The organism is Okeania sp. SIO2F5 (assembly GCF_010692685.1).
Lineage (GTDB): Bacteria > Cyanobacteriota > Cyanobacteriia > Cyanobacteriales > Microcoleaceae > Okeania > Okeania hirsuta.
On the sequence record NZ_JAAHGU010000097.1, the window covers coordinates 13431 to 28174 of the forward strand.

Genomic DNA, 14744 nt, shown 5'->3' on the forward strand with positions numbered 1-14744 from the left:
TTTACTTCCCCCCTCCTGGGAGCAGAGGTGAGTTCTCTCCCTGTACGGACGTTGCATGCAAGGTCCCTAGTCTACTCAAGAAGGGGTTTAGTACCCATCCACTTTTTCCTTCTTCTTTCTTCCTTTCTTCCTTCTTCCTTCTTCCTTCTTCCTTCAAATAAATGCTAGGATTATTCATAAAACAATTAATTTAGAGTGTAATGGAACAAGAAATCTATAAGCAAGCAGTAGCAAAATCTCGTGCTAGAGATTATGAGGCAGCAATTCAATATTTTAGTAGAGTTATAGAAATTAATCCTAATTTTGCTGAAGCTTATTATGGCCGAGGTTTAGCAAAGTTTGATTTAGGAAATAACAAAGAAGCGATCGCTGATTATACTCAAGCTTTAGCAATTAATCCTAATTATATAGATGCTTATTTAGCTCGTGGTATTGCTAAGTTGGCAGTAAAAGATATTTCGGCAACTATTGTAGATGCAAATCAAATAATTACTATTAATAATCATTATGCTCCTGCATATAAACTATTAGGTAATGCTTATCGTCAACAAGATAATCAAGCAGATGCCATAGATAATTTTAAGCGGGGAGCAGAATTGTATTTAGAACAGAAAGATGCAATTAATTGTCGGAAATGTTTGGATAATATTAAACAAATACAATCTGTATCTACTACTGCTGTAAAAACTGAAAATAATCTCCAAAAAGGTGATAGTAAAACATTTTTAGCTAAGATTTTAAGAAAATTTGAAAAAGGCGATCGCCAGGGAGTAATAGCAGATTTAAACTGGGCTTTACAAGTAGATCCAGAAGATTATCAAGCCTATTGTTGCAGGGGAATTATTCGTTATAAACAAGGGGATAATTTAGGCGCAATATCAGATTTTAATCAAGCTTTGCAATTTAACGACCGAGATGTTTTAGCTTATCAAAATCGAGGGGCAATTCGCAGTAAAATGGGAGATTTTAAAGGAGCGATCGCTGACTTTGATGCAGCTTTAAAAATTGAACCGAATAATTCACTTATTTATGTAAGTCGGGGAAATACTTATCGGGATATGGGAGCATATCAAGAAGCAATGAAAGATTACGAACAAGCATTAAAAATCAACCCTAATGAAGCCAAAGCTTTTTATCATCGAGGCATTGTTTATTCCCGTTTAGAAGAAATGAAAAAAGCCATAGATGATTATCAGAATGCTGCTAAATTATTCGGGGATGCTGAAGACTGGAATAACTATAAAAAAACCTTAGATAACTTGAAGAAAATTCAGGGAACTGCTCCTAGTCAAAATCAAAATATTAATGAAGATAATCAATATAAACAACTACAACAAAAACTTTTAAAAATGGTTGGTGGGCATTGGGAAATGGCAGAAAGATTAATCGCAAAAATTCGAGAAAAATATCCGGGAAGGGATAAGATTTGGTATTTGGAAAAAGTTATATCTGATTATCAACAATAGTAGGATAACGAAGTCAGAAGTCAGAAGTCAGAAGTTATTTTTGTCACGGGGATTTGAGCTTCGCTCCAAAAATATTGCACCTTAAAAGGCAGGGTTTTAGACCCATGTTATTTTGATAATTAATGGCAGCAAATTGCAGATATTATGAGGTACAAATATGAATGTTTCAGTGTTTGTAGTGTGGGAATCTTGCCCGCGACGGATCAATTTAATCTTTAGAAATCTCCAGAACAGAGGGAGTAGGGAATAGAGATTAGGGGGAAATAATTGATAATTTCTGTACCATAATTGATTTTATTTTTTATTATTGGAGATGTCTTTTAATCTATGGATACAGATACAAAGATAAATTCAACATAAAACCAGGCAATAAATTTTCACCTGATAATTCTGTAGGAAGATTTCTTACTTCCAACTTTTTCCCTGAGCGATAAATTTCTGCTTGTTGCTGCTGAGGATTAATTAACCATCCTAAATTTACTCCAGCATCCATATATTCTTGCATTTTCTCGCGCAACATTTCCAAATCATCTGTTGCTGACCTTAATTCAATGACAAAATCCGGTGCAATGGGAGGAAACTTGCGCCGTTGTTCAGGCGTTAATGCTTCCCAACGTTCCCGTTTTATCCAAGCAACATCTGGGGAACGGTTAGCACCATTTGGCAACTTAAAAACAGTAGATGAACTGAAGGTAAAACCAAGTTTTGTTTGCCGATTCCAGATGCCCAAATCAATAATTAATTCAGCTTCTCTATTACCACTATCCCCTCCACCGGGTGGCATAATAATTAATACTCCTTTAGCCGTTATTTCAAAGTTAAACTCGCAGTTATTTTGACATAACTGATAGAATTGTTCGTCTGTGAGGTGAACAGTATCTAAATTTAATGTTAAAGCACTCATAATTTTATACTTATTTAGAATTTTTATAAAAATTATATCATGCTATTTATTGAGAACAAAAAGTTAGGTAAAATCCTAATAATTATATAAATTTGTGACCAAAAATATCGTGTCTCTAGCCTCCCTTTTTAAACCCAAGCTTTTAGCGCGCTGAAAGCTGTTTGCGGAGCATTCCGGTACGGAAATGCTGAAATTCTGATAGCTATTTAAAAAGCGCTTCGGTCTGGAAGCGGATCTTTGAGCCGATTGGCCTTTAGAGGTCAGCTTTGGGCGTTTGCGCAGCATTCCGGAACGGAAAGGGGATTTAAACCCCTCCTAAAATTAAACGACTTATAGAAGTTGGTGATTTAAAACCAAGCTTTTAGCGCGCTGAAAGCTGAGTGCTGTTTGCAGAGCATTCCGATACGGAAAATGCTGATAGCTAGTTAAAGTTAGCCAATTTCCGCAGTCATACTAATAACTGTTTCCACAGTTTTCCCAGGTTCAGCAATTAATAAACTTTCCCCAGTATTCATAGCATTACGAGGTGCACTCCAAGGTTCTAAACAATAAAAATCTTTACCTTTCACAGTCCAAAAAACTAGAGTAGAGTAATTACTATCGTAGTTAATAGTTAACTTTAAATTACGACTTTTATCAGTAACTACTGCTGATTGTTTCGATAAATTTACAAATGCCCAATCAATTTCTTCGGCATTAAAATCAAACTCTCCAGAAAAAGTATTAACAGTTTGTTCGCCCTTAAGTTTATACTCATTTGAAGGTAAATCAAACTCCAATTGATTCTTATCAGTCACAGCAAAATAAGGATGAATTCCTGTAGCAAATGGCATAGGTTTCTGAGATAAATTCGTGTGAGAATATCGCATCTCTAGAGTATTACCCCGCAATATATAGGTATAATTCAACTCAAAATTAAATGGATATACTGCGCGAGTTTCATCACTGCTGCGGAGAGTCACAGTAATACTTGCGCCATTCTCAGTAGACTGTTGTGTAACTACCCAAGGAAGGGTACGAGCAAAACCATGTTGCTTGATTTTGTAGCTTTCTCCATCTAATGTGTAGGTATCGTCAACCACGTTGCCACAAATAGGGAACAATAGAGGAATGCCACCGCGCACCGAAAGAGTGGGGTCAGCAAAACGTTCCTTATCAAGATAAAATATTTTTTGGTCTTGAGTACGCCAGTCAGTAATGATGCCACCTCGTTCGGGAACAACAACTACCATAGACTGAGTAGTTTCATCAGAAAGAATATAGGGTTGATTTTGATTTTGTCCAACATTAGCAGGCATAGATAATTTACCTAAAACAACTGCTATTAAGTTCTCATAGAATCGTCTGAAAAACCATTCATTTTGGACATAATACGAATTTGATAAACGTTTGCTACAAATATCTAGGGGATTTTTTAGGAGTCAGGAGTCAGGAGGCAGGAAAGGAAAAGAATTTAGAAAGATTTGGCAATGGCGCTGAGGATGGAACATTTTTTTATACCGAACCCGAGCGGATTTTATATAAAATATTGCTTAAACCTTTAACCATATCATTTAAGTGAACTGAAAACAAGTCTAAACTTAGTGCTACTAATATCAGTTACCAACATCAAAAAATTAGGTAGTGCATAAGTTCTGAACTTAAGGAAATATATCTAGTGATCGCAGGACTTATACAATAGACATCTGGTGATCATCAAAAACCAAATCAATTATCGCATATAAATTATCAATTCTTTCCCCCTACTCCCTACTCCCTACTCCCTCTTTTCCGGAGATAACTAATATATGAGGTCTAAACACTAAATATATAAAACGTTATAGTTTTGATTGACTATATCAATTATCGATAAACTGGTAAAGTAAACTTAAAACAACTACCATTATTTGGACTAGACTCTACCCAAATTTTGCCGTAGTGGGATAAAATAATCCTTTGACATAAAGCTAGACCAATACCATAACCTTCTTGTGACTCATCACGCTTGAGCCTAAAACTATCTTCAAAAATACGACCGTGATTTTCTTTAGGAATACCAGGACCACTATCACAAATTGTCACTTGAATCTTTTGAGTAGTGCGATCGAGGATTAAAACCTGTATTTTTCCTTGTTTAGGAGTATACTTTATGGCATTATCCAACAAATTAACTATTACCTGACGTATTCTTTCTCGGTCAGCATAAACTAATGGTAAATCATTAGGAATATCCGTTTTCAACTGCAAATCTTTTGACTTAAGTCGGTCTCGAAAACTAATTATCACCTCGCGACACAATGCCCCCAAATCTAATTTTTCAGGCTGAATTTGTAACTGCGTACTTTTGCCTCTTGGCCTCTCCAGAATATCTGTAATCATTCTGTCAATCACACGAACTTGGTAACGTGCCTGCTTAATTAGCCTTTCCATAAGAGTCGGAGAGCTTCTAGGAAACTCACTATTAACAGTTTTTTGAGTTGATTCTAAAGTCTCTAGAGCCAATGAAACTGCTGTCAGAGGGTTGCGTAAGTCATGAGCCAACATGGCCACAATACGGTCTTTAAATCTTAGTTGAGCTTGAAGTTGTTCCTTTTCCTGTTTGAGACGAAAAATTTCATCTGACATTTGCATTAATTCTGCAGCACAGTCGATGGAATTAACAGATAATTTTTGATTAACAACCTGTTTAGACTGAGGTTGAGAGTTATGAGTGTGCCAATATTCGGCGATGGAACGTTGCCAGCGTGGCCACCAATATTCCAATTTGGCAATTAAATCTGTACCAGTTAGGGTTTGTCTCGGTTCAGGATAAATTTTGAGTAGAGCAGGAGTAGCAATTAACTTGAAGTGCTCTGCCATATAGGGTTGCTCTTGTACGTCAATGACTTGAAATTCAAAGGGATAATCATAATCTTTTTCTAAATTGTTGAGGGACTTACGAATGGCTTGAATTTGCTCTTGAGAGCCAGGACGTTTGTTGATAAACAATAAAATCTGTAAAAATCCCTGCTCATTACTATTATTATTATTATTAGATTTTTCTGAAGACACCTGTAAAAAATTTCTAGGTAAGTGGGATAGGCTATTAGCATCTCTTTTGCAAATAGAATAATTTACCATTTAGTAGTAATCCATATTGAATATTCCCGCCTACCTAGATACTTGGCCCTATGCTGTAAGCGGGGCGGGGTTTACCACTTACGATTAAAAAACTAATTGGATGAATTTTATATTTTTCTATTAATGGCCTATAAAAGAAAATTAGTTTCTGAGATAATTTAATATCTATTTCATATTGTGACACTAATACTTTCAATTCGCGTTCTAGAGTATATTGAGATTATCTAATGCTGACTTGACATAATTGATATTTTATAGTAAGTGAATACAGATAAATCTTACCAGTGGTTATGATGACTCAAGTGAGGGAGAATTTTCTGGTAAGTGGTATACTGCAAGCTTAAATTTTATAGTAGTTGGAGGTTTGCTGAGGATACTCTCAGAACTTCATGTCTCAGTTGTCAAAAAAATGTAATTTTAAATTTTGAAATATTGCTAAAAATGGATGAAGTTGGTTAGCTGGCAAAAAAATCAGTCCCTCAGAGTGGTGCTTGTGGCGGCGATCGCCTTCTTTGTTCTCTGTCTATTATTTAATTTGCACCGCTATTATAGTTTTTACGCCTCTTACGACCAAGGTATATTTAACCAGGTCTTTTGGAATAGTATACACGGTCGTTTTTTTCAAAGTTCTCTCTCTTCTGCTCTTTCTACAAATGTAGTTCACCAAGGCCAAGTACCAGAAGTATACTATCACCGCTTAGGCCAACATTTTACTCCAGCTCTATTATTGTGGTTGCCAATATATGCTCTATTTCCATATCCTGTCACCCTAACAGTATTACAGGTCACATTAGTTACTGGTGCTGGTTTAGTTTTATACATTTTAGCTAGGCACTATCTCCAGCCACCCTTATCAGCCATAATTACCATTAGCTTCTATTGTGCTAATGCAGTAATTGGCCCTACTCTCGGAAATTTCCATGATATTTGTCAGATACCTATATTTGTATTTAGCTTACTACTGGCAATGGAAAAACGCTGGTGGCCTCTATTTTGGATTTTAGTAGTATTAATTTTAGCTGTTAGAGAAGATGCAGGAGTAGTTTTATTTGGAGTAGGATTCTATCTAATTTTGAGTAAACGCTACCCCAAAATAGGTTTAGCTATTTGTACTTTCAGTTTTGTTTATATGGTAGCTTTAACAAATCTGATTATGCCCCTATTTTCCGAAGACATTTCCCAGAGATTTATGATGGAAAGATTCGGTCAATATGCAGAAGGAGATGAAGCTTCGACTTTGGAAATTATTTGGGGTATGATTAGTAACCCTTGGCGGTTAATAGCAGAAATTTTCACTCCATTTTTTGGCACTATCAAGTATTTATTAGGTCAATGGTTACCTTTAGCATTTGTACCTGCTGTTGCTCCCGCTTCTTGGATGATAGCAGGGTTTCCTTTACTGAAATTATTTTCTGCTCAAGGTTTGTCTGTACTGTCAATTACAATTCGCTACGCTATGACAGTAGTACCTGGATTATTTTACGGTGCAATTCTATGGTGGGGAAAGAGAGAATCAGAAGTTGAAAACTCACCACTGCCATCAGGAAAGTTTCGCCGTTTTTGGGTAATTTGTATTTGCTTGTCGCTATTTTTTACATTTACATCTAATCCTAATCGCACTTTTTATTTTTTAGTACCAGATTCAGTTAAACCTTGGGTTTATGTTCCCGCACACCAACAATGGCAACACGTTGGTAAAATGCGACCATTGTTAGGAAAAATTCCTGATGATGCAAGTGTGGCAGCAACAACTTATATTATTCCTCACTTATCAAGTCGTCGAGCAATTTTGCGGTTTCCTAGAATGCAATTTAGAAATGATGCTAGAGAAGTTGAAAAAGTAGAATATATTATTGTTGATATGTGGCGGTTGAATAGATATCGGGTCGCATTTAAGAGCGATCGCCAACGGTTAGAGAAAATTGTACCGCGAATTGAAGAACTTTATAATTCTGGTGAATATGGAATTACTGATTTTGCAGATGGTGTGGTTTTGATGGAAAAAGGAGTAGTTTCTGATTTGGATGCTCTGGATGGATGGGAAAATCTTCGTATGAAGAAGGAGTCAGGAGACAGGAGTCAGGAGTCAGAAGAAGGAGACAGGAGACAGGAGTCAGGAGTTAGAATAGGCAAGAAGGAGTTAGAATAAAAGAACAAACAAGGAGACAGAATGAAGAGAGAATTTGCTAAAAGTTTTCAAGATTTGATAGTTTGGCAAAAAGCACATCAACTCGTTTTAGAGGTATACCGCTTTAGCAGTAACTTTCCTAAGACAGAAACCTACGGATTAATTTCTCAGTTAAGACGAGCATCTGTATCAGTGCCAGCAAATATAGCAGAAGGTTTTCGGAAAAAAGGGTTAGCAGATAAAATCCGATTCTTGAATATTGCACAAGGTTCCCGCTTAGGAGTAGCGATATTACTTAATTCTGGCAAATGACCTTGAATATGGGAATACTTCAGAATTGGTACTGCATTTAGAAGAAGTAAGTAATATCATGTTCCCCCTCCGGGGGAGCTACGCTAACGGACGGGTCAGTTATAATAAAATTTAAGGACTCCGGGTATCGACAGTACCAAACAAATACTTAAATTATCAATACCCCCAATACCAATATTTGTTCTTTTTCTCCAATATTTCCTCCTGACTCGGTCGTTCCCCTCCACGGTCGGGGGAGGGGCGAGGGGTGGGTTGACTCCTAAAAAGTACCCTAGCTATTTGTAGCAAACATTTATTAAATTGTTATTATTGCCTTGATTAGGAAAACAGTGTCACCTTATCCATTAGACTATACAGCGAAAGTATCTACAAATACTGAACCTGTCGTGTTACCATTAATAGTTGAGAGTGATAAAGTAGTGTCGTCACTTTGTGGGAATGTGAACCCATCTAATAGATCGTTATACAATGTGTGAGCGTAGCTGTGATTACCTACAAAACTAAAGGAACCTGGTTGGAATAAATCGTCCCAGTTAATATATACATCTAAGTCAGCTAATGGGTCATCGTATCCTAATGTACTGCTTGTATGGAAAGCAACAACTCTATCCGCATCACTTGGATCTAGGCGATCGTCTGTGGGGTTAGCACTAGAGAACCAACCTCCTTCAAACTCAGGACCTGCTGGATCGAGACCAATAAGTTGATCGACTTCGCCACTTCGTTCGCGAAATTCTTCTCCTGCTTCACCCATCACATGAGCACCTAGACTGTGACCGATAAGAGTAGTATCGGCAGGATTAACACCTTGACCCAACAAGTAGTCTGCTACCTCAACTCCCACATCATCAACTCTGTCAGCAGCCGCCCAATAATTGAGAGTATCAGTGCCATCTTGCCAGTCTACTAACAAAATGTTAGCGTCATTGCCTTCCAAATCTCGTATATTTTGTGCCATTTCTGACATCCAACTTTGAGGGGTGAAATTATTACCTGGATTTCCACCCGTACTTTGGAAACCATGTACGATTACATAAGTAGGATCGCTTGTGTCTATAGAGCGTGAATTATTTAATCCCCCATTATCCCAAGTATTAAAGAAAACATCTACCATATTTTTAGTTTGTTCTCATGTATAAGTGTTTACTGAAAATATTATGCTTTGTGTTGAGTTCCATTTTGGAACTGCTACAATAATCCTACAAACTTTTGCTGTGTAGGCACTAGCTATTGCTGGGCAAAAAAGCTAGGAATTATGGCTATGTCCAGTTTTGATGGATTTTTTCCATCTATATTATTTACAAGTTTTTTATAGCATTTTCAGGACGGGGGCAAATATGCCTTGAAAAGGCTATATGTAGGGATTAATGTCCTTCGCTATCACTATATTTAGTTTCCGTGCGTAAGTTATGAAAATATAAGTAGAACTCTCAAAAAAAATCAAGCAAAGATTTAGAAGCTGAATTCCTTGCTTGATAAGTTAGCTATGAGAAATTTTTCTTGTTATTTTTTCTGCTGCTTTTTTCGGGATAAGGCGGCGATCGCGACAGTGCCTAATATTCCTAAGAGCGATGATGGTTCTGGTGTTGATTTAGGGTCAGGTGTTGATTGAGTATTAGTGGTAAACAGGTAAGCTGAACCACTGTTTGTTCCGTTGTCGTCGTCTCTAAAAGAACCTATCAGAGCTGTGTTACGGTTTAGAGCTACTGAGTTTCCGAAGCGGTCGAATGGAGAACCGTCGGGCGCAGTAAATTTACGGAGCAAACTGCCAGTAGTAGTATCAAATAGGTAGGCTGAACCACTGTATATTCCTTTATCGTTGTCTCTGTAGGAACCAATCAGAGCTGTGTTATCGCTTAGAGTTACTGAGTTTCCAAAATTGTCGTGAAGAGAACCGTCAGGTGCGGTAAATTTCTGAAGCAAACTGCCAGTAGTAGTATCAAATAGGTAGGCTGAACCACTGTTTGAGCCATTGTCATCGTCAGATGGAGAACCAATCAGGGCTATGTTATCGCTTATAGCTACTGAGTTTCCAAAATTGTCGTGAAGAGAACCGTCGGGTGCAGTAAATTTGTGGAGCAAACTACCAGTAGTAGTGTCAAATAGATAGGCTGAACCGCTGCTTGAGCCGTTGTCATCGTCTCCGTAGGAACCAATCAGGGCTATGTTATCGCTGAGAGCTACTGACTTTCCGAAGATGTCGTATGCAGAACCGTCAGGTGCGGTAAATTTGTGGAGCAAACTGCCAGTAGTAGTGTCAAATAGGTAGGCTGAACCACTGTTTGTTCTGTTGTCTTCATCTAAGGGGGAACCAATCAGAGCTATGTTATCGCTGAGAGCTACTGACTTTCCGAACCAGTCGAATTCGGAACCGTCGGGCGCAGTAAATTTGTGGAGCAAACTACCAGTAGTAATGTCAAATAGGTAGGCTGAACCACTGATTGAACCGTTGTCGTCATCTCTATAAGAACCAATCAGGGCTGTATTATCGCTGAGAGCTACTGAGTACCCGAAGTCGTCGAATGCGGAACCGTCGAAATTTGTGGAGCAAATTGCCAGTAGTAGTGTCAAATAGGTAGGCTGAACCACTGCTTGAGCCGTTGTCGTCATCTCCATAGGAACCAATCAGGGCTGTGTTATCGCTTAGAGCTACTGAGTTTCCAAAGAAGTCACCAACAGAACCGTCGGGTGCGGTAAGTTTCTGATAAAAAGCGTTAGCGGGAGTTGTAAAAGCTAGGAGGATGAAGAGCTGAAAGCAGGCTCTTTTACCAATTTTCTTTAGGTTAGTTGCTTGGCTATTAATTGCTTGTTTTTGATTGTGCATATCTAATAATTAGTTCTTAGTTACCTTTATTTTTGTACTCAGGTTGTTTAGTTATGTTTATGAATTAGACTTTTGACTTTATAAATTCAAAAATCCTACAAAATTTTGCTATGTAGTTACTGTAGCTATTGCTTGCCAAAAAAGCTAGGAATTATAGCTCTGTCAGTTTTGATAATTTTTTCGTTTATTTGCACACTTGCACAATTAGCATAACATTTTATTTAGGCAAGAGGGAATAGGTTATACCAAAACTTTACCAAAATTTTAAATTTCAGTAGTATCACGGAGTTTCTGAGATTGCTTCCTTCCACTCCGTTCCAGTCGCAATGGCTAGGGTATAGTAATTATCAGGTCTAACTTCTGGCTTCTGTACGTCGCCAATCCGAATGCTCCCCTATCTAACTTCTGACTTCAAATGTCACTCCTTCATACAAAAGTTCCATCGGACATTCAAACTCTATACTTTCTAAAGCGATCGCCTCTCCCGCTTCATAAAAATTGCAAAGCCACATTTTCCCCTCTCTTCGACGATAAATTTCCACTGAATTTGATTCCGAGTCTACCAATACATATTCCTGCAAACTAGGAATTTGACGATAATATTTAAACTTATCGCCGCGATCGTAACTTGCTGTACTTGGCGAAAGCACCTCAACAATTACTTTTGGATGTTGGATAAAGTCACGGGATTTTAGATCGTCAGGGTGGCAAGTAACCACTAGATCGGGATAGAAATAACGACTATTTTCATTCGCCTGAACTTTCACATCTGCAACATAAGCTTCACAACCTCTTTGACTCAAATGAGGATATAAAGCTCTGTACAAATTGAGGTAAATTTTAGTATGAGGAATAGTTCCCCCAGTCATCGCCAAAATTTCACCATCAATATATTCATAACGAAGTTCCTGTTTTGCTTCCCATTGGAGATATTCTTCAGGACTCATTTTTTGATAATTTTGAGGTTCAGCAATCATAATTTTTAAAGGTAAGAAGGAAGAAGGAAGAAGGAAGAAAGAAGCACCGATCCGTGTCTTGCCCTAACTTCCCCACTGAACTAAGTTTATCACAAATTCATAGGATCGACATCCACAGTTAAACTGACCGCTGGCGGGCAAAGATTAATCAACTTAGTCAAATCGGGTACATCCTCACATCCAGGCAATAACTTTAATAAAATCTGCCACCGATAACGATTAGCTACTCTAGCAATAGGAGCGGGTGCAGGACCCAATAAATCATATTTTCCTGCTTCCGCTTTTTCCATAAACACACTTGCTAACTTTTGAGCAGTTACCGCTACCTCAGTCGGGTCATAACTACTCAAACGTAACAAAATCAACCGCCCATAAGGAGGATAGTGTAGTTCTGCTCTTGTCTGTAATTCAGCCTCCACAAAAGACTCATAATCATTACGTTGCACTGCTTGAATCACGGGATGTTCGGGAGTATAAGTCTGAATAATTACTCGCCCTGGGTTATCTCCACGACCAGCACGTCCCGCTACTTGCAACAACGTTTGAAAAGCACGTTCATTGGCACGATAATCTGAAAAATGTAGTAACCCATCGGCAGAAACAACTCCTACTAACGTTACTTGGGCTAAATCTAAACCCTTGGTCAACATCTGAGTACCGATTAATAAATCTGCTTCTCCATTAGCAAACTGAGTTAACAATATTCGGTGTGCATCTTTGGTGCGGGTAGTGTCGCTATCATATCTAATACATCGTAAATCGGGAAATTGTCTAGTTAACTCTTGAGTTACCTTTTGAGTACCACTGCCAAAAAATTTAAAGAAAGGAGAATCACATTCAGGACAACGTTGTGGTTGTAGTTGGGTATAGTTGCAGTAATGACAACGTAATAGTTGAGTTGCGCCTTCGTGGGTGTAATGATAGGAAAGTGAAACGTCACAGTGGGGACATTCCATTACATAACCGCAACTACGACAAGACACAAATGTACTATGACCGCGACGATGGATGAATAAAATGCCTTGTTGTTTTGTTTCCTGTAGTTGTTGCAGTGCTTCTTGTAGAGGATAGCTGAACATTGTGCGGTTTCCCTGTCGCAGTTGTTGGCGCATATCCACTATTTCTATGGGTGGCATTGATCGTGAGTGGACGCGCTCTGGTAGTGACAGGTAATAGGTGTTTGTTTTTGAGGAAACAGTTTCATCTATATGGTGTTTCCTAGTTTCCAACCAACTTTCTAAAGAGGGTGTTGCGGAACCTAATATCAAGGGGCAGTTTTCGAGTTCAGCTCGCCATTTTGCTACGGTGCGAGCATGATAACAAGGGGCAGGACGGTCTTGTTTGAAACTGTTATCGTGTTCTTCGTCTAATACGATTAGACCTAGTTTTGGTAATGGAGCAAAGATAGCGGAGCGAGTGCCAATAATAACTTGAGGAATACCCCATGTCATATTACGCCAGGTATCGTAACGTTCGCCCGGAGACAGAGCGCTATGGTAAACGTAGACTTTTTTTCCGAAACGGGCACGAAATCTATCAGTGAGTTGGGGTGTCAGACCAATTTCGGGAACAAGTATAAGGGCAGATTTGCCACTTTCGAGAATAGGAGCGATCGCCTGTAAGTATACTTCTGTTTTTCCAGATCCTGTAACTCCATGCAACAGCACTTGAGCAAATTCTTGTATTTGGGTAATAGTTGTTAATGCTTCTCCTTGATAGGGAGTCAGCATTTTGATTTCATCTCTGATATTGCCCCTACCTTCTTCACGTCGCAACACCTCCTGTGCTTCTATGATGACACAGCCTTTTTCTTCTAGTTTTCTTACCACAGAAGAGTTGGTTTTGCAACTATTAAGCAATTCAGTTAACCATGTTTCCCCACCATTTCGCCGTAGTACTTCCATTACTTCTTGTTGACGTGGGGTTAAATCTTTGGGTAAGTTTTGAACAACTAAAGTTACAGCTTGTCTCAATTTTGGTTTTGGAGGAGAAGGAGGTTCGAGATAACTTTCTACCCAACCTCGTTGGAGTAAATCTTTTAATCCTCTGTTAGCACTTTTGACTTGACGTTGGATATATTGCCAGGTGTAATCTTTGGTTTTAGAATTTTGCAGAACTTCCAGAATTTTTTTAGCGGTAGCATTGAGAAAAATTTCTGCACCTGTTGGTATTGCTTCTTCTATAATGCGGATGCGTCGTTGACTACGTTTGAGTAACCCTGGTGGTAGAGCGGTGCGAATAACTCTAATAATAGGTGTTTGATAATAACTAGCAACTTTTTCTATAAGTTGCCAATAAGTGGGAGGGAAAAAACCTCTAGTAATAATGTCCGATACATTTTTGATGCGATCGCTCGTTAACCCTTCTGGTAGTTGGGAGGTTTTGCGAATGGCGATCGCCCCTACCTGTTGACTGCCAAAGGGTACTGTTAAAATGTCTCCTGGTTGAATGTCCAGATCGGGAGGTATTTTGTAGGTAAATAACTTTTCCTCCTCTTCAGCATCATCTGTTGAAGTTTTGAAAGGAACATCAACTAAAACTTCCACCCACTCTTGCGACTCTTGAGGATGGTTGTTTTTGTAAGACGATCCAGGTTCAGCCAATATTGGTTTTGAGAGTGCTTGAGTAGTTTGGGACATTTTGCCAAATTAACTAGAGGACAAGTAGGGTGTTTTGCTAATGTATCTCCCTAAATTTGTTTGCACTAGCTTACTATATCTGGCAAGATTTTGCTAGCAACGTCATGGATGTTTTAGGGAAGTTCCATGGTATGATTTATATAGTATTCGGATAATTAGTTACCGTATAACTCAGGAGTCAGGAGAAAGGAAGCAGAAAGGAGGGAAAAATCTGGGGATATTCCGGCATTTTATGTGTGCATTGAATGGAAGTAGAAAGTACGATAACTATAGAACCCCTAAACGGATCTTTGTGAGAGAGTATAATGGATAGAAAATGCCATACTCAAGTAGCTTGACAGACAGCGAGTGGGCTTTAATTGAACCACTGCTGCCCAAAAAAAAAAGAACTAAAC

At 38.4% G+C, this 14744-nt stretch carries 11 protein-coding genes; 3 read left to right on the plus strand and 8 right to left on the minus strand.

Annotated features, from left to right (window positions below; all coding sequences use genetic code 11):
• Nucleotides 1-200: 200 nt before the first annotated feature.
• The gene (locus tag F6K27_RS23375) at nucleotides 201-1466 is read left to right on the plus strand and encodes a tetratricopeptide repeat protein (protein WP_287278563.1); all 1266 of its coding nucleotides are present in this window, start codon (nucleotides 201-203) and stop codon (nucleotides 1464-1466) included.
• A gap of 325 nt (nucleotides 1467-1791) precedes the next feature.
• Here F6K27_RS23375 and F6K27_RS23380 read toward each other — a convergent pair whose 3' ends face one another.
• The 3 genes from F6K27_RS23380 to F6K27_RS23390 form a co-directional block, all read right to left on the minus strand.
• A complete protein-coding gene (locus F6K27_RS23380; RefSeq protein WP_287278564.1) occupies nucleotides 1792-2370 on the minus strand; it encodes a Uma2 family endonuclease in 579 nt (192 codons plus the stop codon).
• Nucleotides 2371-2801: 431 nt separating this feature from the next.
• Nucleotides 2802-3668 (minus strand): aldose epimerase, encoded by an 867-nt coding sequence (locus F6K27_RS23385; RefSeq protein WP_287278566.1) that lies wholly within the window; start codon nucleotides 3666-3668, stop codon nucleotides 2802-2804.
• A gap of 544 nt (nucleotides 3669-4212) precedes the next feature.
• A complete protein-coding gene (locus F6K27_RS23390; RefSeq protein ID WP_287278567.1) occupies nucleotides 4213-5469 on the minus strand; it encodes a histidine kinase in 1257 nt (418 codons plus the stop codon).
• Between the two features lie 445 nt (nucleotides 5470-5914).
• On the opposite strand from F6K27_RS23390, the gene F6K27_RS23395 reads away from it, so the two are divergent.
• Both F6K27_RS23395 and F6K27_RS23400 read left to right on the plus strand, forming a co-directional pair.
• The gene (locus F6K27_RS23395) at nucleotides 5915-7618 is read left to right on the plus strand and encodes a DUF2079 domain-containing protein (RefSeq protein ID WP_287278568.1); all 1704 of its coding nucleotides are present in this window, start codon (nucleotides 5915-5917) and stop codon (nucleotides 7616-7618) included.
• 21 nt (nucleotides 7619-7639) lie between these two features.
• Nucleotides 7640-7909 (plus strand): four helix bundle protein, encoded by a 270-nt coding sequence (locus F6K27_RS23400; protein ID WP_287278570.1) that lies wholly within the window; start codon nucleotides 7640-7642, stop codon nucleotides 7907-7909.
• Nucleotides 7910-8258: 349 nt separating this feature from the next.
• Here F6K27_RS23400 and F6K27_RS23405 read toward each other — a convergent pair whose 3' ends face one another.
• From F6K27_RS23405 to priA, 5 genes are all read right to left on the minus strand, one after another.
• Nucleotides 8259-9023, minus strand: coding sequence for an alpha/beta fold hydrolase (locus F6K27_RS23405; RefSeq protein ID WP_287278571.1), 765 nt, complete (start codon nucleotides 9021-9023; stop codon nucleotides 8259-8261).
• A gap of 389 nt (nucleotides 9024-9412) precedes the next feature.
• Nucleotides 9413-10498 carry an FG-GAP repeat protein gene (locus F6K27_RS23410; protein ID WP_287278576.1) on the minus strand — a complete coding sequence of 362 codons (1086 nt, stop codon included), beginning with the start codon at nucleotides 10496-10498 and terminating at the stop codon, nucleotides 9413-9415.
• Nucleotides 10395-10733 (minus strand): FG-GAP repeat protein, encoded by a 339-nt coding sequence (locus F6K27_RS23415; protein WP_287278572.1) that lies wholly within the window; start codon nucleotides 10731-10733, stop codon nucleotides 10395-10397. Before F6K27_RS23415 ends, F6K27_RS23410 begins: the two co-directional genes overlap by 104 nt.
• Before the next feature lie 398 nt (nucleotides 10734-11131).
• Entirely contained in the window at nucleotides 11132-11710 is a 579-nt protein-coding gene (locus tag F6K27_RS23420) for a Uma2 family endonuclease (protein WP_287278573.1), read from the minus strand.
• Between the two features lie 89 nt (nucleotides 11711-11799).
• On the minus strand, nucleotides 11800-14349 hold the full coding sequence (priA, locus tag F6K27_RS23425) for a primosomal protein N' (protein ID WP_287278574.1): 2550 nt from the start codon (nucleotides 14347-14349) through the stop codon (nucleotides 11800-11802).
• Between the last annotated feature and the right edge of the window lie 395 nt (nucleotides 14350-14744).